The sequence below is a fragment of the Collinsella sp. HCP28S3_B9 genome (assembly GCF_052066095.1).
GTDB lineage: Bacteria > Actinomycetota > Coriobacteriia > Coriobacteriales > Coriobacteriaceae > Collinsella.
Window position 1 is genome coordinate 51575 of the sequence record NZ_JBQHST010000006.1, and the last position, 22532, is coordinate 74106.

The 22532-nt window shown below is 60.0% G+C and carries 19 protein-coding genes; 3 read left to right on the plus strand and 16 right to left on the minus strand.

Going from position 1 to position 22532, the window contains the following annotated elements:
- Window positions 1-19 precede the first annotated feature (19 nt).
- The 4 genes from ACTNBB_RS02685 to ACTNBB_RS02700 form a co-directional block, all read right to left on the minus strand.
- A complete protein-coding gene (locus ACTNBB_RS02685) occupies window positions 20-1054 on the minus strand; it encodes an SIS domain-containing protein (protein WP_117640663.1) in 1035 nt (344 codons plus the stop codon).
- Window positions 1055-1248: 194 nt separating this feature from the next.
- Complete coding sequence (locus ACTNBB_RS02690; RefSeq protein WP_138339750.1) at window positions 1249-1722, minus strand: PTS sugar transporter subunit IIB; 474 nt, start codon at window positions 1720-1722, stop codon at window positions 1249-1251.
- Window positions 1723-1784: 62 nt separating this feature from the next.
- The gene (locus ACTNBB_RS02695; protein WP_152067324.1) at window positions 1785-2204 is read right to left on the minus strand and encodes a PTS sugar transporter subunit IIA; all 420 of its coding nucleotides are present in this window, start codon (window positions 2202-2204) and stop codon (window positions 1785-1787) included.
- A gap of 149 nt (window positions 2205-2353) precedes the next feature.
- Entirely contained in the window at window positions 2354-3058 is a 705-nt protein-coding gene (locus ACTNBB_RS02700; protein ID WP_152067323.1) for a GntR family transcriptional regulator, read from the minus strand.
- A gap of 280 nt (window positions 3059-3338) precedes the next feature.
- Between ACTNBB_RS02700 and ACTNBB_RS02705 the strand changes: the two genes are divergently transcribed.
- The gene (locus ACTNBB_RS02705; protein WP_441056561.1) at window positions 3339-6383 is read left to right on the plus strand and encodes an insulinase family protein; all 3045 of its coding nucleotides are present in this window, start codon (window positions 3339-3341) and stop codon (window positions 6381-6383) included.
- Between the two features lie 389 nt (window positions 6384-6772).
- On the plus strand, window positions 6773-7369 hold the full coding sequence (locus tag ACTNBB_RS02710; protein ID WP_441056559.1) for a 5-formyltetrahydrofolate cyclo-ligase: 597 nt from the start codon (window positions 6773-6775) through the stop codon (window positions 7367-7369).
- A gap of 91 nt (window positions 7370-7460) precedes the next feature.
- Here the strand turns inward: ACTNBB_RS02710 and metA are convergent, their stop codons facing one another.
- Entirely contained in the window at window positions 7461-8387 is a 927-nt protein-coding gene (gene metA, locus ACTNBB_RS02715; RefSeq protein ID WP_427719472.1) for a homoserine O-acetyltransferase MetA, read from the minus strand.
- A gap of 211 nt (window positions 8388-8598) precedes the next feature.
- On the opposite strand from metA, the gene ACTNBB_RS02720 reads away from it, so the two are divergent.
- Complete coding sequence (locus ACTNBB_RS02720; protein ID WP_152067319.1) at window positions 8599-9576, plus strand: L-lactate dehydrogenase; 978 nt, start codon at window positions 8599-8601, stop codon at window positions 9574-9576.
- Window positions 9577-9957: 381 nt separating this feature from the next.
- On the opposite strand, the gene ACTNBB_RS02725 is transcribed toward ACTNBB_RS02720, so the two are convergent.
- The 11 genes from ACTNBB_RS02725 to ACTNBB_RS02775 form a co-directional block, all read right to left on the minus strand.
- Window positions 9958-10926: an SIS domain-containing protein gene (locus ACTNBB_RS02725; protein WP_441056557.1), complete on the minus strand. Its 969-nt coding sequence runs from the start codon at window positions 10924-10926 to the stop codon at window positions 9958-9960.
- Window positions 10927-11070: 144 nt separating this feature from the next.
- A complete protein-coding gene (locus ACTNBB_RS02730; protein ID WP_441056555.1) occupies window positions 11071-11826 on the minus strand; it encodes a GntR family transcriptional regulator in 756 nt (251 codons plus the stop codon).
- Between the two features lie 2 nt (window positions 11827-11828).
- The gene (locus tag ACTNBB_RS02735; RefSeq protein WP_441056553.1) at window positions 11829-13805 is read right to left on the minus strand and encodes a RecQ family ATP-dependent DNA helicase; all 1977 of its coding nucleotides are present in this window, start codon (window positions 13803-13805) and stop codon (window positions 11829-11831) included.
- Window positions 13806-14226: 421 nt separating this feature from the next.
- The gene (locus ACTNBB_RS02740) at window positions 14227-14946 is read right to left on the minus strand and encodes a GntR family transcriptional regulator (RefSeq protein ID WP_441056551.1); all 720 of its coding nucleotides are present in this window, start codon (window positions 14944-14946) and stop codon (window positions 14227-14229) included.
- 142 nt (window positions 14947-15088) lie between these two features.
- A complete protein-coding gene (locus tag ACTNBB_RS02745) occupies window positions 15089-16096 on the minus strand; it encodes a YitT family protein (protein WP_441056550.1) in 1008 nt (335 codons plus the stop codon).
- Between the two features lie 206 nt (window positions 16097-16302).
- Window positions 16303-16932: an HAD family hydrolase gene (locus tag ACTNBB_RS02750; RefSeq protein WP_441056549.1), complete on the minus strand. Its 630-nt coding sequence runs from the start codon at window positions 16930-16932 to the stop codon at window positions 16303-16305.
- A gap of 156 nt (window positions 16933-17088) precedes the next feature.
- Window positions 17089-18072 (minus strand): SIS domain-containing protein, encoded by a 984-nt coding sequence (locus tag ACTNBB_RS02755; protein ID WP_229770738.1) that lies wholly within the window; start codon window positions 18070-18072, stop codon window positions 17089-17091.
- 198 nt (window positions 18073-18270) lie between these two features.
- Complete coding sequence (locus ACTNBB_RS02760; RefSeq protein ID WP_154518549.1) at window positions 18271-19104, minus strand: PTS system mannose/fructose/sorbose family transporter subunit IID; 834 nt, start codon at window positions 19102-19104, stop codon at window positions 18271-18273.
- 13 nt (window positions 19105-19117) lie between these two features.
- Entirely contained in the window at window positions 19118-19912 is a 795-nt protein-coding gene (locus ACTNBB_RS02765) for a PTS mannose/fructose/sorbose/N-acetylgalactosamine transporter subunit IIC (protein WP_154518546.1), read from the minus strand.
- Between the two features lie 36 nt (window positions 19913-19948).
- On the minus strand, window positions 19949-20872 hold the full coding sequence (locus ACTNBB_RS02770) for a PTS mannose/fructose/sorbose transporter subunit IIAB (RefSeq protein ID WP_441056548.1): 924 nt from the start codon (window positions 20870-20872) through the stop codon (window positions 19949-19951).
- 183 nt (window positions 20873-21055) lie between these two features.
- Entirely contained in the window at window positions 21056-22138 is a 1083-nt protein-coding gene (locus ACTNBB_RS02775) for a DMT family transporter (protein ID WP_441056547.1), read from the minus strand.
- Window positions 22139-22532 lie beyond the last annotated feature (394 nt).

A 22532-nucleotide genomic window follows, 5' to 3' on the forward strand; every position in this document is an offset into this window, starting at 1 on the left:
CCACAGCAATTTGAGAGGATTAGTAGTTCATCTGGTGATAGTAACGACGCGTGGTGAGCGGGTGGTTACGGACGTGCTCGAGATGGCAGCTCAGACGCTCGGTGATGGTGTAGGTGACCATCGGGGAGACGATCTTGCGGAACTCGGGGTCGCTGAACGGCAGCTCGACCTCGGCGGTGTCAAACTTGTTCACGCGGACGTTGACGCCCTTCTCGTCGGCGAGCATGTGGGTGAAGTTGTCCACGCGGTCCATGAGCTTGCGGGTGTCGTCCTCGCCGTAGAGCATGATGAGGCTCGTGCCCTCCTCGCACAGTTCGATGGTGCCGTGGAAGAACTCAGCGGCGTGGATAGACTTGGTCTTGATCCACTGCATCTCCTCGAGAATGCACATAGCGTAGTCGTAGGCCTCACCCCAGAGCATGCCGGAGCCAATCACCATGTGGTAGTCGGTGTCCTTGAAGTCCTCAGCCATGGCGGCGCAGCGCTCGTCCTGGGCGTCCTTGGCCTTGATGAGGTACGGAGCGATGTTGCCGAACTCCTCCATGAAGGTGTCGTACTTGGGGAAGGCGCCGGCGTTCTTGAGGAAGCGGGCGACCAGCGTGATCTGGTAGGTGTAGATGGCCTCGCACAGAACGTCGTCCTCGGCGAAGCTGAAGAACTTGTAATCGGCGTACTCAGTGGCCGGGGTGTTGTCGTTGGAGACATACATCAGCGTGCGGGCGCCCTGCTCCTGGCAGAACTTGGCGGCCTCGATGATCTCGGGGGTGGTGCCGGTACGGGTGGAGAAGACGCAGACCGAGTCCTTGTTGAAGGTCTTGGGCGGGCATGCGAGGAACTCAGCGGCGATCTCGCAGTGGACGTCGACGTCGGCCGTGGTGGTCTCGACCCAATACTTCATCGGGAGCGTGTGGGCCCAGGTGCCGCCGCAGCCGATGAAGAAGATGTTGGAATAACCCTGCTCGCAGACCTCGTCCACGGCAGCCTCAATCTGAGGACGGAGAGCGAGGGCATCGCTCACAACCTTCTCGTAACGAGGCTCATCGAAATTGAACATCCCTTACTCCTAACTCACTTGGATGAACCCTTCATTCATCCCATGACGTTATAATACTTTATATAACTAACTATGCAAGAACTATTTCAGATTTTTTTGATTTTTCTTTAATAAAAAGCCCGCCGATCAAATAATCGACGGGCTAAAGAAAGGAGGATCTAGTTAATAAATGCTAGACAATGGCATGTTTCCAGCTAGAAAACGTCCTTGGCAAATACCTTTGAGTCATTGGGAACCTGACGGATTTCGATAACCACGCCATCGTTCACAAGCTCTTGGATATGCTCGGCATCGGTTTCGGTCGCAAAGATCGCGGGGGTCGGATGAAGCGTGGTCTCGGGAGACTTTCGAGTTCCGCCCAAATTGATCTCCTTGATGTCTTTGCAACCCTTAGCAAGGCGATAGGCATCCTCGATCGTCTCGACAATGATAAACAGCGAATACTTGTCGGTGACGCCGCTGTTGAGCGCCTCGATGGCCGCGTTTACGTCTTTTATGACGAGCTTCACGCCGTTGGGACGAGCCAGCCTCAAAGCGGCTTTTCTCATGTCGTCTTTTGCCACGGCATCGCTGGCACACAGGATGCAATCGACATCCAGCGCATGCGTCCAAGACATGGCGACCTGGCCGTGAATCAATCGGTAATCGACCCTCGTAAGCTTAATCATCGTAATCATCTCCGCGCGTAATAAAGGTAATGACAGGGTTGAATTATTCGTTGAAGCTTGAGCTAGAACTCTTCTTCTTCGACATCGGCAAGCATGTCCGCCGCCTCGCAAAGCTGAATAAACGAACGCGACCCCTCGACCGCGGCTTTGGCCTTGTCCGCATCCAGGGAGTCCAGCTGTGTAACCATTTCCACCAGCAGCGGCAAGTTCATTCCGGCGATCAACGTAAACGATCCGGTGGTCTGTCTCTGAATGAATTCGTTGTTTACAGAGCCGCCAAAGATGTCAGTTACGACAAACCACGTGTCGGCCGGATCCTTCGACTCCATCCAAGCATCGATAAGCGCTGCGACATCCCTCGTGTCGTCATCGACATAGGCGCACAGACACTCGATTCGGTCGTTGGCGCCCATCAGAATCTCCAGAGAGCTTTTCATACCTTGGGCGAGATAACCATGACTCGCTAGCAATATCTTATTCATAGTTCTCCAATATCAATAAGACGTACTATATTGTCATAACAAAGTATATAAGCAATTTCCTTTTTGCGGTGCGTTAATTCTCTAATTCCGCGAACGGTAACAATTGGTCGGTAAAACGGCCGCTCCTTTTACAGAACGGCCGCCCTTGCTTACAGATAGAACTTCAGTCGCTCGGTGCAGTACACCTGACGGGAGATGAAAAGCGGCTCGCCGCTTGGAGCATAACGTTTATCGACAAACAGAAGCAGCGGAGAGTCCAGCTCCACGTTAAGGTATGCCGCCTCGAGCTCGCTCGCATAGCAGACCTCGAGCGTACGCGTGTTGGGGCCCATCTTGATCCCCTGGCGATCGAGTACCGCCATCAGCGAATCCTCGAGGGATTCATGCTCCAAAAAAGAAAGCGCAGCGGAATAGCTATTGGTTTCCAGCATCGTGGGCTTGTCATCCACAAGGCGCAGACGACGACTACGCAATACCTTTTGGGTATCGTCTACGCCCAGGAACTTCGCGTCTCGCAGGCTTGGGAAGTCCCAGCCCATTGCGAGAACCCTGGTAGACGCCTGTTTTCCCGCAAGCTGGCACGAATGGGTAAAGCTCTCACGGTCGTCCGCGGCATACATCTGTGTGTCCGACGAAACGAACGTGCCCTTGCCGCGGGCCCTCTCAACAAGCCCAGCATCTTCCATTTCTTTAATTGCGGATCGAACCGTTATTCGGCTCACGCCAAATTGCTCGATGAGCTCCGCCTCGGTCGGGAGCTTATCTCCCGGGCGGTACGTGCCGTTGGCGATCGAATCAGAAAGCGCACGAACAATCTGTTTGTACAGGGGGATAACGCTATTTGCTTCAACCATATCAACCATACCTTTGCAAGGAATCAGCAGCTTATAGATAGATGACTTATATTGTATTAGAACTTTTTAGGAGTCCATATATTTCCTAAATGATTCGGTAAACGGGGTGTTATTTCACTTTAGCGGGATGCAGCGGCTACCCGCGGCATTCGTTATCAACCTAGCTAGGCTAGTCCACCCACATCGTCTCCAGTTCGCCGCAGAGCCGCGGCCTCATATGGGTATACTCTCGAGGATTCGACTCGATTCGTCCCCGCTGGGGCGTCAAAGGAGACTGCATATGTCCACCACCTTAACCGACCCGCGCGCCGCTGCCGCCGCGCTGCTGGTGCCCGGCACCACCTGTCACGGCTTTGCCGTCGAGCGCTGCGAGACCGTGCTCGAGCTCGACTCGGACGCCTACGTGCTGCGCCACACCGCCTCGGGCGCCCGCCTGCTGTACCTGGCGTGCGACGACGAAAACAAGGCTTTTGCCATTGGCTTTAAGACGCCGCCGGCCGATTCCACCGGCGTGTTCCATATCCTCGAGCACTCGGTGCTGTGCGGATCGGCCAAGTTTCCCGTCAAGGAGCCGTTTGTCGACCTGATCAAAAGTTCCATGCAGACGTTCCTCAACGCCATGACCTACCCCGACAAAACCATCTACCCCGTTGCCACCACCAACGAGCAGGATCTGTACAACCTGATGGACGTGTACCTGGACGCGGTGTTCAACCCGGCCATCTACACCAAGCCCACCATTTTTGAGCAGGAGGGCTGGCACTACGAGCTGGACCTGCCGGAGGGCGCCGAGGGCGAGGGCAACGGCAGTTCCGCAAGCCTGCGCGAGGGAACGCTACGCTATAACGGCGTGGTTTTCAATGAGATGAAGGGCGCGCTGTCCGACCCCATGAGCGTGCTGGACGACGCCGTCAACGCCGCGCTTTATCCCGACACCGCCTATGCGCACGAGAGCGGCGGCGACCCGCGCGCGATCCCTGCGCTCACCTACGAGCAGTTCCTGGACACGCACGCGCGCCACTACAATCCTTCCAACTCCTACATCACGCTCTACGGCGACCTGGACGTGGACCGTGCACTGGCCTTTTTGGACGAGCGCTATCTGTCGCAGCCGAGTGCCGCGAGCCGCCGCATGGACGCAGCCGTCGCCGCCGGCGAGGACCCGTCCACGCTGGCGCCCAATCCGCTGGTCGTGCAGGCGCCCGTGACCTGCGAGTACAAGCGTGTCGAGATGGCAACCACACCCGAGAACGCCCTGGTGGGCCTGGGTCTTGTGCTGGGCAGCGCGCTCGACCGCAAGCGCACGATCGCGGCGGACATCCTGTTCGAGGCACTGCTGGGTTCCAACGAGGCGCCGGTTAAGAAGGCCATTCTGGCCGCCGGCCTGGGCGGCAACGTGGTGAGCTACACCGCGGCCGAGAGCCTGCAGCCCAACGAGCTCATCATGCTGCAAAACGCTCAGCCCGGCGTGGCGCGCGAGCTGCGCCGCGTGTTCCAGGACGCCTGCCGCGACCTGTGCGAGCACGGCGTTCCGCGCGAGCGCCTGGAGGCCATCATCAGCAGCAACGAATACGACCTGCGCCAGCGCGACTACGGTATCGCCGACGGCGTGGCCATTGCGTGCGACGCGCTGAGCACCTGGCTCTACGATGACGACGCCGCGACGCTGGCGCTCAAATACGGCCCGGTGTACGAGGAGCTGCGCGGCGAGCTGGACGGCAGCTATTTTGAGGACCTGCTGCGCGAGCTCGTGCTGGAAAACGACCACATGGCGCTGGTCGAGCTGGTGCCGGTGGATGCCGCCGAGGGTTCGGAGGGTGCCGAGGCCGCCGAGCTGGCAGCCAAGCGCGACGCCATGACCGATGCCGAGCTGGCCGATGTGGTCGAGCGCACGGCCGTGCTGCGCGCCGCGCAGGAGGCGGATGACGCGCCCGAGGCCAAGGCCACGCTGCCACGCCTGCGCGTGTCCGACATTGGCGAGGCGCGCCCCGAGCCGCCGCTGGTCGTGGACACGACCGCGCCCATCCCCTGCCTGCGCCACGGCATCCCCACCAACCGCTTGGCCTACGCCATGCAGTATTTCGACCTGAGCTGCGTCGCGTTTGAAGACCTGCCCTATGTGACCCTGCTCTGCCGCCTGCTCAAACAGCTACCCACGAGCGAACACTCGGCCGAGGAGCTCGACAACCTCATCGCTGGCAGGCTGGGCTTTTTGAGCTTTACGACCGAGGTCATGACCCAGCCCGACGTGGACGGCGTGCGCCCCTACCTGCTGGTGAGCGCCGGCGCCCTGTCCGAAAAGATCGATGCGCTGGCGAGCCTGCCGCGCGAGGTGTGGTCGAGCACGCTGTTGCTTGATGCCGACGCCGACCGCGTGCGCGACGTGCTCACGCAGATTCGCATTGGGCTTGAGCAGGGCTTTATCAACAACGGTCACTCGGCGGCGCTTGGCCGCGCGATGAGCTACAGTTCGCCTTCGGCCGTGGTGCGCGAGCAGCTTTCGGGCGTGGACTTCTACTTGTTCCTGCGCGATCTGCTCGACCACTTTGACGAGCGCCTGGACAATCTGCGCGCCAAGCTTGCCGAGCTGGCAGGCCGCATCTTTGTGGCCGACGGCTGCCTGGCGAGCTTTACCGGCAGCGATGAGGACTTTGACACGTACTGGGCCGCCGCGGGCGACCTGGGGTTGGGCTCGGGCGACGGTGCTGTTGCCGGCCGCGACACGCTCGTGGTGCCGACGCCGTGCGACCGTCACGAGGCTTTCGTCATCCCCAGCGACATCTGCTTTGCGGCAAGCGCATGCGACCCGCGTCGCCTGGGCATTGACGTGACGGGCGCCTGGGCGGTTGCCGCCAACGCGCTCTCCTACGACTACCTGTGGAACGAGATCCGCGTGAAGGGCGGGGCCTACGGCTGCGGATTCCGCGCGGCAGGCGAGCGTCAGGCCGCGTTCTACACCTACCGCGACCCGGCGGTCGATCCTTCGATTGAGCGCGTGGCGCGCGCAGGCGAATGGCTCGGCGGTTTTGAGCCCGACGAGGCAGCCTTTGAGGGCTTTATCGTGAGCTGCGTGAGCGGCATGGATGCGCCGGTGAAGCCGTACGCGCTCACCAAACGCCGCAACACGACCTACCTGGCCGGACTCGATCCACATGCACGCGAGGAGCGCCGCGCCCAGATGCTCGCCGCCACGCCCGGTGAGCTACGCTCGCTCGGCGCCGACGTGACGTGCATCGCAGCCGTCTCGCCCACCTGCGTCTTTGGCGGCCGAGACGTCATCGCCAAGAGCAACGCCGGCTTCAACGTCATCGACCTGCTGGGCTAACGCACAGCAAAGGTAGATTTTTGGGACATGCCTGAAAATCTACCTTTTCTTTTGCCGCTGCCTGGGCGGGGCAGCTCAGCCCGTCACACCAGTTTGTCTAAATCTGTAACATCTAGGCGGCAATATTGGCTCCAGATGTTACAAATCGAGACGTTTTCGGATGACGCCGGCCCTTTGTCTCAATCTGTAACATCTAGGCCCGATTTTGCCGAGTTACTGTTACAGATCGAGACACACCGCCGCGAACACCCACTCTTCGTCAAAACCCACGAAGGTGTCCATGAACTGCTCCCCTTGCGATGGTTTGCGTGGTGGTTTCGTCATTTGACCAGATAAAACCTACCAAAATAAACCTGTCCCTTTTTGGTAGGTTTGAGAGAGGGGCCGGGATGGATAAGGCCGAGTTGCGGCGGGCGATAATTGCCCGGCGCGATGCTCTAGATTTGGATATGCGGACGGCAAAGTCTGCTGCTGTATGCGCGCGGCTCGTTGAGTTGCTGGGCGGCTCGGGTCCCGTGGCCCCGCGCACCGTTGCCGTCTATGCCGCCATGGGCTCCGAGGCAGATCCTGCCGCGTTTGCCGCAGCGGCCGCAAAACACGGCTGGCGCGTGGCCTATCCGTGCATGTTCTCGGCAGCTGACACCGTGGCTTGTGGCCAGCGCATGTGCATGCGGGCAGTTGCTGCCGGCGATGCGTCCGAGGCCCCGTTTATCGCCCACCCTACGCGGGCCTTCGCAGCCACGGACGTCGACAGCAGCCGTTTTCCTATCGTGCCTGCCGAGGCGCTCGATATGATCGTCGTGCCGCTCGTAGCCTTCGACCACACCGGCGCGCGCCTGGGCTACGGCGGCGGCTGCTACGACCGCTACCTGCCCACGATCTCGCCCGCATGCCAAATCATCGGCATCGCCTTTGACGAGCAGCGTGTCGACCACGTTCCCACCGACACCCACGACCTGCCGCTACCCCACATCATCAGCGCCTAACCGCCGTTGTATCGCACCCGCAAGATGGGCATCCGAAAATCCACGCTCGTCACGCCGCAGCCGCAGCCACAACCGCAACCGCGGCCGTAGCCTAGTGCTCCTCGCCGGCGCGGGCCAGGTCGTAGGGCGTGGTCTGGTAGACGTAGTAGTTGAGCCAGTTGGTGTAGAGCAGCTGGGCCTGGCTGCGCCAGACGTTGCGCGGCTCGGCGGTGGGGTCGTCACCTGGGAAGTAATGCGCCGGCACCTGGGGGTTGAGCCCGCGCTTCACGTCGCGCTCGTACTCCAGGCGCAGCGTGTCGGTATCGTACTCGGGATGGCCAAAGACAAAGAAGCGGCGGCTGTCGGTCGACTTGACGATGTACAGGCCCACCTCGTCTGATACGGCCACGACCTCAAGCTGCGGCTCGGCCTCCACGTCCTCGCGGCGCACATCGGTATTGCGTGAATGCACGGCATAGAAGCGGTCGTCAAAGCCGCGGACCAGCGGGCTTTGCGGCTTTACCAGATAATGCTCAAACACGCCGCTCGCCTTGGCCGGCAGGTCGCACTTCTGGATACCGTAATGATGGTAGAGCCCTGCCTGTGCACCCCAGCAAATATGCAGCGTAGAGTGCACGTGCGTGGTGGACCAATCCATGATCTGGCAGAGCTCGGGCCAGTAGTCGACCTCCTCGAACGGCATCTGCTCCACCGGCGCGCCCGTGATGATCAGGCCGTCGTAGTGGATATCGCGGATGTCGTCGAACGTACGGTAGAACGTCTCCAGGTGGCCGGCACTCACGTGCGTGGCCTCGTGCGTCTTGGTGCGTAGCAGGTCCACCTCTACCTGCAGCGGCGTGTTGGAGAGCTTGCGCATGATCTGCGTCTCGGTGGCGATCTTGGTTGGCATGAGGTTGAGGATGAGCACGCGCAGCGGACGGATGTCCTGGTGCAGCGCGCGGTACTCAGTCATGACAAAGATGTTCTCGCTCTCGAGCTGCGCGGCGGCAGGGAGGGCGTCGGGGATGCGAATGGGCATGGATACTCCTTACGAGTCAGTTGCAGCTATGGTACAACGAGCGGCCCCATCCGCGCGAGTGCATCGCCCCGAGACACCGTCAGCGGCCCAAATCACTCCAAAAGTAGAGATTAAGGCATGTCCCAAAAAACTACGGCGCTTTAGCCTAGCAAAGTGGCAGCAGGACGCTACAATGGTTCGATGCGAAAAACTCGGCCGAAAGGATACGTATATGTACCAGACGCGTAAGATCGGTGTGGTCGGCCAGGGCCACGTAGGAGCACATGTCGCCAACAGCCTGCTCATGCAGGGCATTGCCGATGAGCTGTACCTCTGCGATATCAACGAGGCAAAGGTGACGTCCGAGGTCCAAGACCTGCGCGACTCCCTTTCGTTTGTCCCGTACAACACCAAGATCGTCAACTGCTACGACCACTACGAGGAGCTGGCCTGCTGCGACGTCATCGTCAACGCCGCCGGCAAGGTCGCACTGGCCGCCGGCAACCGCGACGGCGAGCTGTTCTTTACCACCGACGCCGCCCGCACCTTTGCCAAGCGCATCGTCGATGCCGGCTTCGACGGCATCTTCGTGAGCATCTCCAACCCCTGCGACGTCGTGTGCACCGAGCTGTGGCACCTGACCGGCTACGATCCCAAGAAGATCATCGGCTCGGGCTGTGGCCTGGACTCTGCCCGCCTGCGCACCGAGATCTCCAAGAAGGTCGGGGTGAGCCCCAAGTCCATCGACGCCTACATGATCGGCGAGCACGGCTTTAGCCAGCTGGCCGCCTTTAAGGCCGCAACCATCGCCGGCAAGAGCCTCAACGAGCTTCAGGCCGAGAACCCCGACAAGTACGCCTTCGACCACATGGAGGTCGAGGAGCTCGCACGCAAGGGCGGCTATGTGACCTACGCCGGCAAGCAGTGCACCGAGTACGCCGTTGCCAACTCCGCCGCGCGCGTCTGCGCCGCCGTGCTGCACAACGAGCACGCCGTGCTTTCGGCCTCTACGCTTATGACCGGCCAGTATGGCGAGGAGGGCATCTTTACCTCCCTGCCGTGCGTGATCGGCGCCGAGGGCGTCGAGGAGGTCTACACGCTCGACCTTTCCGAGCACGAGCTCGAGGGCTTCCACAAGAGCTGTCAGCATATTCGCGACAACATCGCCCAGCTCGACTGGTGGGACGCCGAGGCCTACGACGCCAAGTAGTCCGCCGGTTGATGCGACAACTCACTCATACGGACACAATGTAAAGCGGGCCCCCCCCGCAAACCACCCGCCCGGCCCGCGATTTGACTCACCCGACACGCTTTCAGATTTATGTCTAATAATTTTACCGAAAAGTGAACGAGCAAAAACGAGCCCTCGAAGCATCGGCACTTTGTGGAGACCATTTCCTGCAGTTTCATTAAGATTTTCCTGCTGTTTTGGCGTCAAAAAATGTCGATGCTTCGGGGGTCCAAAATAGGTCGTTCACTTCTCGGGAAAAGTATTTGACTTCGTTTTCGACAAACAGAAAGGGGCGCCGTGACGCAAACGGGGCCCGCGCTTGGCGAAGGCCCCGTCATGAAAAATCGCGTTCCCCGTTACCTAGTACCGCTCGACGCCCATGTAGCGGCGAACCTCGGGGCTGTGGTCAAATACCTTGCCGCGGGCAGCGCGCAGCTCACAGCTCATCGCATAGAAGAAGATCGGCTCCAGGTACGAACGCACGCTGGCAGGCACCTCGCCCACGCCGTACTCAAGCGCATCGAGCACCATGACTGTATCGGTGTGCGTGTTGAGGAATGCCAGTGCGCGCTCCTCCATGGGGCGACACTCGCCAGCGCCAAGCTGCACAAAGTAGAAGACGCCGGGCTCGGTAGCCTCGAAGGGACCGTGGAAATACTCGCCGGAGTGGATGTAGCAGCAGTGCTGCCACTGCATCTCCATGAGCGAGCAGATGGCCATGGCGTAGGTCTGGCTAAAGTTGGGGCCGGAGCCCAGGATATAGAAGAACTTGTGCTGCTGGCAGAGCTCGGCAAAGCGATCGCCCAGCTCGGCGTTGACCTTCTCGCGGGCAGCGGGCAGCAGTGCGTCCATCTGCTTAAGGCCGGCGTACATGTCGGCGAGCGCCTCGTAGCCCTCCTGCTGGTCGAGCAGCTCGGCGGCGATCAGAGCGCCGATGCCCTGCGGAACTTCGGCCTGCGACTCGCCCTTGCCCCACGGGTAAACCCAGGTGGTCCACTTGCCGTTATCGATCTTGGAGCCCGCGTAGTCAGTCATAGTCACGACCTCGGCACCGGCGGCCAGCGCCATCTCGCAGCCGTCGACGACCTCTTGCGTGTTACCGCTGTGGCTACAGGCGATGACGAGCGACTTCGGCCCTAGACTCTTGGGGGCCATAAGGCAAAACTCGCGCGCCGTGTAGACCGTCGAAGTAAACGTGGTTGCCTCGCGCTTGAGCAGCTCATTGGCCGGCATAAGGTCAATCATCGAACCGCCGCAGGCGATCCAAAAGACATTCTCGATCTTACCCTTGCGCTCGATAATTCCCTGAACCAGATTGTGTGCGTTCACGGTGACATTCCTCCCTGTGTGGCGGCTTTGAGCGACGAAAGCTCGTACCTGCGGTCGTTCTATATTGTCCTATTTATAGCACGCAAGCTGTCGCAGGTGAATTCATTTCACCAAACTTGTTCTGTATTGTTCTATCTATGAACGTTAGATGTCGAACACGTAGCGCGACCCCACGATCTTTTGGCGCCCGAGCAGCAAGGGCCGCTCGTCCGCATCGGTAAAGTACGCCTCCATATAAAAGAGCGGCTCGCCGACCGGCACCTCCAACAGCGGGGCCGTCTGAGCATCAGCGAGCGCGATCTCCACGGTACAGGGATCGGACTTGAGCGGTGCGCGGCCCGAATGCACGGCAACGAGCGCAAAAATCGAATTGTCGGCGAGGTCCTCGTCGGCAAGCTGCTGCAGATAGGGATGGTCGGCCAGCACAAAGGCGTTGTTCTCGAGCATGACGGGCACGCCATCGGCCGTGCGCACGCGCTCGACCACGATGAGCTCGCAGCCGGGTTCCACGCCAAAAAACGCCGCGTCCTCGCGCGTCGCCGCAACCACCGTGCGCGACACCAGGCGCGCTCCGGCCGCCATGTCGTTGGCAGCGCAGCCCTCGGTAAAACTCTGGACGTCGCCTTTCTGGACAATCTTGCGCTTGAGCTTGGGCGCACACACAAACGTGCCCCTCCCCTGCTGACGGTTGAGATATCCCGCGCGCGACAACTCCTCAATGGCGCGACGCACGGTAATGCGCCCCACGCCGTAGGACTTCGCGAGCTCCATCTCGGAAGGAATGCGCGAGCCGGCAGCGTACACGCCGCGCGCGATCTCGCCCTTTAGGTCGTCCATAACCTGCTGGTACAGCGGCACGGCGGACACGTCAGTACGGTCGGTTTTGCTATCGGCTGCCATCGTTACGCTCCATCCCGTGCATGCTCGGATTCAAACTCTTCAATCGCCGCCATAAACTGCTCGCCAAAGGCGTCGGCTTTTTTCTCGCCAATGCCGTTGACCCGGATAAGCTCGTCGCGCGTCTGAGGGCGCAGGCGGCACAGACCGCGCAGGGCCTTATCGGAGAAGACCATGTACGGCGCCATCTCCAGCTCGATCGAAATCTCCTTGCGGAGTGCACGCAAGCGCTCGAACAGCTCGGCATCGTCGCCCACGCGCGGGCGCTGATCCAGCTCGGCCTCCTCGCGCAGCAGATCCACCGCACGGAGGGCGCGGGCCGAGGCCTTGCGCTTGGATGCACGACGCTTAACGGTAAAGGCAAACGCCTCGTCCTCGACCTCGCCGGCACGCGGTCCCAGTCCCACGACCGGGTACTGTCCCTGTGAGGTTGCCAAATAACCGCGGCCGCACAGCTGCCCGATGATGTCCTTGATGCGCCCGACCGATTCGCTCGACAGCTCACCGTAGCCGCGGTCCTCGTCCAGATGCATCTGGCGAATGCGCTCGGTGTTGCCGCCGTGGAGCACGTCGGCGATCAGCGACTTGCCAAAACGCATGGGACGCGTAGCCACATAGCGCACGGCGGCGCGGGCCATATCGGTGACGTCCTCGACCTCGAACTGCGTGAGGCAGTTGCTGCAGTTGCCGCAGCCCTCGGCGTCGTCCGTGGCGGCACCGCTAGCACCGGCTGCGGCGGTATGCTCGGCCGCAGCCTCGTCGCCAAAGTAGCGCAGCATGTATTCGCGCAGGCAGCCGGTGGTATTGCAGTAGCCCTCCATCTGGCTGAGCAGGCGGTATCGATTCTGGAGCGCCCACGCGCGTTGCTCGTCATCGAGCGCCTCGTCGGCAGCATCGCCGCGATCGATCAAAAAGCGACGCATGCGAAAATCATTGCCGTTCCACAGCAAATGGCAGCTGGCTGGGTCTCCATCGCGGCCGGCGCGGCCCGCCTCCTGGTAGTACGCCTCGATGCTCTCGGGCACGTTGTTGTGAATCACGTAGCGCACGTTGGGCTTGTCGATACCCATGCCAAAGGCGTTGGTGGCAACCATTACCTGGATATCGTCGTCGATAAAGGCGCGCTGGCTTTGCCGGCGGGCGTCGTTGCCCATGCCGGCATGGTAGCGGCCAACGCGAATGCCGCTGGAGCCCAGCGCCTCGGCAAGCTCGCTTGCCAGCGCATCGACGGTCTTGCGAGTCGAGCAATACACGATGCCGCTTTCACTCGAATGTGCGATCACATAGTCGCGCACCCACGCGGCCTTGGCCTTGTCGCCCATCTCCTCGCAGCCAAAGTAGAGGTTCTTGCGATCGAAGCCCATCACCACCGTCGCGGGGTTTTGCAGGCCGAGCATCTGCTGAATGTCCGCACGCACGCGCTCGGTCGCCGTAGCGGTAAAGGCCGCCACGATGGGGCGCTGCGGCAGGGAATCGATGAACTCGCGAATCTGCAGGTAGGCGGGACGGAAATCCTGGCCCCACTGGCTTACGCAGTGGGCCTCGTCAATGGCCACGAGCGGCACGCCAATGCCGGCGGCGGCCTCCCGCGCAAAAGCTAAAAAGCGCGGCTCGAGCAGACGCTCGGGCGCCACGTACATAAGCTGGTAGCGGCCCTCGCGCGCCCGCTTGAGCACGGTGTTTTGCTGGGCCGGAGTAAGACTGGAGTTGAGATAGCTGGGTCGCGCACCCGCCGCGAGCAATGCGCGGGTCTGATCCTCCATAAGCGACAGCAGCGGACTCACCACAAAGGTGATACCGGGCAGCATGAGCGCGGGCACCTGGTAGCAAATGGACTTGCCGGCGCCCGTGGGCATAACGCCCAGCGCATCGCGGCCGGCAAGGATCGCATCGACCATGCGGTCCTGCCCCGGGCGAAACGAGGTGTAGCCAAAATAGGCGCCGAGCGTATCGAGCGCCATCTGCTGCATGCTATCGGTCATGGTTTCCTAACGTCCAAGTCATCTGCCGCCGATTATACGCCGCCACGCGGACCGGTGCCGCACGGCTGCCGGCCACGGGCAATGTAATCCGATGGGAACGAGCGTGGATAATCTCCCACTTTGAACCCGTCACCAAGCAAAAAACGGGAGATTATCCACGCTCATTCTGCGGGTAGTCATTGGGGACATTCTTGACAAGCGCGGAAACGTCGCTGGTTGAGCATAAGTCAGCGAAAACGCCCCTAAGCGAGCAAGGTGACGTGAAAGAGGAGGGAAGCGTACTTCGGTACGCGACCGACGATTGAACGTCACCTTGCTCGCTTAGGGGCGTTTGCAGCGTCGACCGGTCCGCCGTTCGTTAGAACGGCGGAACCAAAGGCGTAGCGTCGAGCCGTTACGCGGTTTGGTAAAACCGCGTAACTTACATGACCATGACGTAGCGGCTACCCACGTAGTACTGCTTGCCGAGCAAAACCGGCTCGCCATTGGGACCGGTAAAGCCGGCACGCAGGTTGAGCAGCGGATCGTGCGGAGCGATGCCCAGCTCGGCCGCCTGCTCGGCATTGGCGCGAACGGCCTCGACCGTGCGGTAGCCAACCGAGGCAATCGGCGTTCCACCAACACGCTCGACCTCGGCAAAAATCGACTTGTCCTCAAGGTCGGCCGTCAACAGCTCACGGTAGGCGTCAAAGGGCACAAAGATATTCTCCTCAAAGATGGGCTCGCCGTCGGCCGTACGCACGCGCTTGATATGCAGCAGCAGCGCATCCTTCTGCAGGCCAAAGAACTCCATCTCGTTTTGGCGCGCCGGAACGATCTGGCGATCGATTACATGCGCGCCGGCCTTCATGCCATTGTCGGCACACAGCGCGGTAAACGTCTGCAGCATCGAGGCATGAAACTGGCGGTTGATGTGCGGCGTGGAGACAAACGTGCCACGGCCTTGCTGTTTAACCAGATAGCCATCGGAACACAGCTCCTCTACGGCGCGGCGCACCGTAATACGGCTCACCTCGTACTGCTCGGCAAGCTCAAGCTCGGACGGGATACGCTCCTTGGGTGCATAAACACCTTTCTCGATCGAATCCTTGATTTCGTCGTAAATCTGCTGGTACAGCGGCGCATTTTTGGGTGCAGGCATATCTAATCACTCTTATCGAAATATCGGAATAACAAATACGTATATAACGTCTAGTTTTATGTTACCTCATAACGATAAAACGATACACCCTCCCTACCAAAAAGGGACAGGATTGAGCAGAGCCGGCAAAATACCAAATACCTTACTTGCCGTCGTCCTGCTGCAAGCTGTCCTGTTCGCTGAGGCGCACCTGCCTGCTGGCCATGCGTGCGGGCTTATCGGGATCGGGAACAGCCGTGGGCATGGGTTCGTCGACATGACCGCCCCACCAACCGCCCACAAAGTTGAGCGTGTGGAACACGTTGATCACGGCGCCGGGATCAACGTCGCACACCAGCTTGATAATGTCCTGGCTCTCGTAGGTCGAGACAACGGTGTGCAGCAGGTACATCTTCTCGCGGCTGTATCCGCCGACGACCTCGGCGCAGCTAATGCCGTGCTGAAAATGGTTTACGTAGGCAGTCATGACCTCGTCTGCCTTGCGCGTCGTGATCTGCAGCGTCACACGATCGTAGCGATGATAGAAACTGTCGATGGTCTTGGTCGAAATAAACTGGAACACAATGGAATACGCCGCCTTGTCCCAGCCAAACATAAAACCAAAGATTGCCAGGATAAAGCAGTTGAAGCCAAAGATGACGCCCCAGATGGTCTTGCCTGTGTGGTTGGAGACCCATAACGCGATAAAGTCGGTGCCGCCGGTGGATGCGCCGGACTTAAGCGCGATGGCAGCACCCAGGCCCGAGACCACACCGCCAAAAATGATGAGCATGATCTTGTCGCCCAAAAATGGAGCGAAGTGAAAGACGTTGAGGAACAGCGACGAGAGCACGACCTGCATCATCGAGAAGATGACGAAGCGCTTGCTAATGCCGCTCCAGCATAGGAGCGCCACGGGGATGTTGAGTGCGAGCATACCGAGCGAGATGTCGATGTGAACGCCGCCTAGCGAGGTAACGCGATCGAGAAGGACCGCGACGCCGGTAAAACCGCTCGGAAGCAGGTCAGCGGGCCGAATGAACGCCTGGATCAGGAATGTCTGGAGAACGGCAGAGACCGTGACTGCCACGGCAGTAATGGCACGGCGGACGATGGTGAGGCGGCCGAGTACGAGCACTCGGTCCGTGAGCTGATCGATGGCATCCGCCACGCAGGCTCCTTTCGAAGGCAGATATAGTTGTGGGGCATGCCCGCGATTGTAGCATGGAGCGTGCGGGGGCGCCTCAATTCACCCTCTCTCGACAACCATCATAAGGACCGTGAGGCCGCTCAAAAGAAAAACGCCGTGAAGAGAGCGATCCCTTCACGGCGAATTCGGCATTTGCCCAGATAAAACCTGCCAAAATAAACCTGTCCCTAAATGGCAGGTAGGATGTCACACAGATTGTCAATGACAACGTCGGCGGCAGACTGGTCCAGGTTGACGCCCTCGTGCGGACGCAGCGCCAGGACGCGGGCGCCAGAGCGCTTGCCAGCCTCGATGCCCAGAGGCGAATCCTCGATAACCAGGCACTCGGCAGGCTCCACCCCCAGCGCCTCCATGGCACGCTGGTAGATCTCGGGGTCGGGCTTAAACGCACTGCACTCGTGACCGCTGATGGTGTAGTCCAGCACGTCGGCGATGCCGGCAATCTCCACCAGCTCGTCGATCAGCTCGCGATAGGACGAGCTCGCGATGGCACACTTCACGCCGCGCTCATGCAGCTCACGCATCACCGGCCCCGTCTGCTCGTTGAGAAGCTCGGCATACGGAACGGGGTGGTGCGGGCTGTAGACCTGCTTGTACTCCACGCGCAGGCGCTCACGCAGCTCAACATCGTCGGGCACCAGCGCTTTCCAAATGGCCGGCTCGTTAGACCCCGAAAGGTCGGGGATCTCGTCAAAGTGGAACCCCTTCTCTTCCATAAACGCCACGCGGCGACGGTTGTAGAACCACTCGGTATCGACCAGCACGCCGTCCATGTCAAACAGCACTGCCTTGATCATACGCTCCTCCTTCCACCTGCCAAAAAGGGACAGGTTTATTTTGGTAGGTTTTATCTGGGGTTTGCGGCGCGACAAACACGCCCCCAAAGCAAAAAAGGGGACGGGGCGAAAACCCCATCCCCTCTCAATCAACCCGTAAGGGCTGCTTACTTGTGATTAGTAGGAAAGCTTCCACATGTAGCGACGCATGGTCAGCGGGTGCTGACGGGCCTCGGCGATCTGGTTGCCGTACTCGCGCATAACGGCGAGGTGCAGCAGCGGGTTGAAGTAGGTGACGACACTCGCGGGCACGGCGTCAGCCAGGCCGTAGTCCTTGGAGTCGATCAGAGCGACCTTGGCGCCCATGCGCTCAAGGAAGGTGAGGGCGCGGGCGTCCATCGGACGGGTAGCGCCATCGGACATGAAGAAGACGTAGGGCTTACCCTCGGTGGAAACCTCGAACGGACCGTGGAAGTACTCGCCGGTGTTGTAAGCGGCGGCGTCGATCCACTGCATCTCGGTGAACAGGAAGGCGGCGTGAGAATAAGCCATCTTCTCGGAGGCACCGGAAGCCATGAAGTAGATCATCTTGTCGTCCTTGAAGTCCTCGGCGAACTTCTTGGCGAGCTTCTTGCAGGACTGAGCGGCGTTCTCGCAGAGGTCGAAGACGTTGGTGAGACCGGTGATCATGTCCTCGTAGTGGTCATAGCCCTCGGTCTGCTGAAGGATCTCGAGAGCAAGAGCGATGGCATAGCCGGGCTTCTCGCACTTGGCAGCGTAGTTGGCGTGGAAGCCGTGGATGATGACGTGGTCGGCGTCGACGGTCAGAGCGGAGCCGGCCTTGTTGGTGAGGGAGACGACCGGGCAGTTGTGCTTCTTGGCGGTCTTGTTGGCCTCGACGGTCTCGGGCGTGGAGCCACCGAGGGAGCAGGTGATCACGAAGGTGTGCTCGTTGACCCAGGAGGGCGTGTCGTAGTTGAACTCGTTTGCGGTGAAGATCTGAACGTTCAGCTTGTCCGTGTTGTTGGCCAGGAAGTACTTGGCGGGGTAAAGGTCGGACATGGAAGCGCCGCAGCCGACGAAGGCGACGCTGTGGATCTCGTGGTTGGACAGGACATCAGCGACGATCTGCTTGGGGAGGTTAAGGTCGATCTCGTACATCTGACACATTCCTTTCGATTTTTGCGGCGCCACTTTGCCGGACGTGCGCAGGGTTACCGTGATTTGGACCGAGTCGCCGGCCCATTGAAGATGTGACATAGGGACTGTCCCTTTGACACATTTAGGGATGGGAGCCTGCCTGGGGTATGGGATGCCAGGCAGGCTCCCCGGGGAAAGCGGTTAGACGCTTGGGCGCGACTAGGCCAGGATGCCGGCCGCGGAGAGGGCGATGCCGCCCACGATGGCAATCACAAGAAGCCAACCGGTGTTGACGTTCTTCTTGATGAGCCAGTACATAAGGCCGGTGAGGCCAAGGGAAATCATCTGGGGCATCATGCCGTCCAGGATGTCCTGGATCACGACGGTGCCGTCAGCGAACTGCAGCGGGGTGGTGGCGCCGATCAGCGTAGCGATCATGCCACCCACGGACATAAGACCCACGATGCCGCAGACATACATGAGCTTCTCCATGAGGTCGCCGCCCTGAAGCTTGCTCAGGTACTCGTGGCCGCCCTGATAGCCCATCTTGGCTGCGAACCACGTGATCAGCACGGAGGGCACGATGGAGATGAGCATGGCCAGGATCGGGCCCATGATGGAGCCCTGCTGAGCCAGCTGAACGCCCAGACCAAAGGCGATAACGCGGATGGTGCCCTGGAAGAAGGAGTCACCAATACCGGAAAGCGGACCCATGAGGGAGGTCTTGACCGCGTTGATCGAATCGGGATCGAAGTTCTCGGGATCCTTGGCGTACTCCTCCTCCATGGAGGCGGCGAGGCCCAGGACGAAAGCGCTCGTCTGCGGAGTGCAGTTGTAGAACGCCATGTGACGGCGGTAAGCCTCTTTCTTGGCAGCGAGCTGCTTGGGGTCGGACTCATCCGGATAGAGGCGATCGAGCGTGGGAACCATGCCATAGAGGAAGCCCATGTTCATCTGACGCTCGTAGTTCCAAGAGGCCTGGATGGCCCAGGAGCGCCAGAAGAACTGGCTGACCTTCTTGTTCAGGGACACGTCCTTGGTTGCGGTTGCCATAGTGTGTTCCTCCTTAGTCTTCGTCGTCTTCGAGCGGATCGTAGTCGGAATCGACACCGGCGGCTGCATGGGAACCGTTGAACTTGAAGCCCATGAAGACGACAGCCAGGCACACACCGATCAGAGCGACCGCGATGACGGACAGGTTGAGGTAAGCGGCGAGCAGGAAGCCGATGAACAGGAACGGAGTCATACCCTTCTTGATCATCATGGTGAGCAGCAGGGCCAAGCCGTAGGCGGTCATGATCTTGGTCGAAACGTTAAGACCAGTGGACAGCCACTCGGGAACCATGTTGACGATGGCCTGAACCAGGTCGGTGCCAACAAAGACGGCGAGGAAGATCGGCAGGAAGTACATGACGGCGTACAGACCAGTGCCGACGCAGATGTGCATACGGTAGGCGGTCTTGAACTTTCCGTTATCGATCGCGCTATCTGCCACATGGGTGAGGGCGGCGATGATGGAACGGAACACGATGCCGAGGAGCTGACCCAGGACGGCGACCGGGATGGCGATCGTCATGGCGGTCTCGGCGGAAGCATCGGTCAGGCACGCAAAGGCAGCGGCCACGATGCCGCCCAGGACCATATCGGGCGGAACGGCAGCACCGACCTGCACCAGGCCCATGGACACGAGCTCGACGGCGGCGCCGACGGCAAGGCCGGTGGGCACATCGCCCAGCAGCAGACCGACGAGCGTAGCGCCAACGAGGGGCTGCTCGAAGTTAAGACGACCGAGCAGGCGGGAGTCCCACATGCAGAACACGCCGACGAGGCCGACGAGCACCGCACTGATGAACGTATTCATACCCTTCTCCTTTCAGTCAGGCAAAAGCCTGGTTGACTACAGCTTGGCGTCGATGTCGACGCTCTGATACGTGGGGGTCTGCTGGACATAGAGCTTGATGCCCATGTCGAGCAGCTGGTTGATGTCGTCCTTCTGCGTGGCGTCGAAGAAGACGGAGCTGTCCTTGCCGCCGATCTGATCGGCACCGTCGTGGTTGGCGGTGGCGCCCAGGTTGATGGCGTCGAGCTTGTAGCCCTGGCAGAACTGCAGCATCTCGGCAGTGTTGCCAAAGACGAACATGACACGCTCGCCAAGGGTGTTGAGCTTGTCCATCTTGGCGAGGGCGCGCTCGACGGTGAAGACGTTCAGGCGCACGCCCTGGGGCTTGGCCAGCTTAAGAGCGCCTTTCTTGATGTCATCGTTGGCGGCAGCGTTGTCGACGACGATGATGCGCTCGGCCTGAACCTTGGTGGTCCAGGTAAAGACGACCTGGCCGTGCAGCAGACGGTAGTCAAGACGTGCGAGGACGATCTTGGCGGGACCGGAGCTGTGACGGGACGCCTTGGCCTTCTTGGCGGGAGCCGCGACGGCCTCGACCGGTGCGTTGGGGTTGGTCAGACCAGTGCGGGCCTCGTTGATGAGGGCCGCGAGCTCGGTGCCCTTGACGGGGGCGGGGCTCATAGCGAGCGTGAGCGCCAGCGGGATGTTGAAACCGCTGACAACCGTGAACTTCGTGCCGTTCTTGGAAAGCTCGACCATGCTGTTGTTGACCGAGCTGCCGAGCATATCGGTCAGCACATAGACGGTGTCGTCCGCGTTGAACGTGGCGATCATGGCGTCCACCTTATTGGTGATGGGCTCCTTGTCGTCACGAGCAAGCGACACGACGTGGACGTTCGACACGTCGCCGAGAACCATCTCGAGCGTGTCTTTGGCGCCTGCGGCCAGGCCGCCATGAGATGCGAGAATGATCTGATTCATCTTGCCTCCTCCTTTTCGTTATGGTCATTATAACGTCTTATACGCTACTTACATTGATAATTAGTATAAAGACCGTTCGCGGATAAAAATCGACCGTTTACGGGCTTAACGTACTCGAAACATTGGGGCTGGGTAGGCGGGCACTGGCTGGATAACCCCAGGTCGGATGCCGCACGCAATTCCCTATCGCACGAAGTACCAGGGACTTTCCTGTACGGTGGGCTCCAGCGCGATGCCGGTGCGTTCCTTAAACAGATCCATGTCCTGCGATTTCTCCGTCCACCACGCGTTGGGCTTAAAGGTCATGCTCTCAATGACATGACCGACAAACACACTGTTGCGCAGCTTGGAGAAGTCGGTATTCATAATCAGGATGGACGCGAGCACCAGCACGATGCCCAGGACTTTGATCGCGCCGGTGGGCTCGGCGTAGACACCAATGCCCAGCAGTACGGTGACAACTGTCTCGAATGACATTACGACGGGAACTTTCGACGTCTCGAGCCCCATGGACAGACCCTGCATATATAAGATGTAAGCCACGGCTGTGGGGATGAGTCCAAAGCCAAGGAACAGCAGCAGCAGCTGTGGCGACATTGCCGCGGCGACATCCGGCCACGGAGCCGCGATAGCTGCCATAACCGCACCGCCAAAAACAAAGCCCCAAAACGTGACTGCCAGCGGGTGGACCGTCTTGGTTGCTATTCGGCTAAACACCGCGAGCGACGCACCGCAAAGGCCTGCAATCACACCCGACGTGACGCCCCAAACCGAAAAATGAAAACCGGAAAGGTCGCCATTGGTCACTGCAAGCACGCAGCCAACGATGTTAAAGACAATGGCAACGAGCTTGTTAGGGGTCACGTCCTCGCGATAAAGCACGCGGCCGAGCATGACGCCAAACACCGGCGAGGTGTAGAGCAGCACCGAGGCCGTGGACATGCCCACCTCGCCCATGCACTCGTAATAGCAGGTGTTGGCGGCGGCCAAACCGACGATACCGACAAGCGCGCAGGGAACAAGCTCTTTAGGGCTTGCCTTGAACAGGGCCAGCGGACCCTGAGCCACGGTAGACCCCTCACCCGGGCGGCAGCCCATAAACATCAGAACCGGCGCCAAGATAAGCGCTCCGACCAGCAAGCGAAAGGCAGCCATGCTCTGGGACGAAACGCCCATGGCCGAGATGCCGTTTACAAAGATTCCGATGCTGCCCCACATAAGCGCGGCGATCAGCACCAGCACATAGCCCAGATTGCTTTTCTTCAACGCAGCCTCCTCGGTATTGTTTCCAATATGTTTCATACTACGTTATAGTCGTTATATACATTTTTCAAGCCACAAATCGCCGAACGGAAAAATCTGCGCCCCCACATACTCATTGGGGACGTACTTAAACGACTAGCCATTGGGGACGTTCCTGAATGACTAGTCGTTTAAGTACGTCCCCAATGACTACCCAACGGCTAGGACTGTCCCCAACTGCCGGCAGAAAGGGAACGTCCTCAACTGCCACATCTGGACCAAGCCGACGCCGATGCTTTGGCAACGTCAGACACTATGACCCAATCCGAGGGCACTAAAAAGATAGGAGCCCCCGCTCGTGACCGCGGGTCGGGGCTGCGACAATGATGTTGAAGTGCCATAGGCGCAGCCGCGCCGC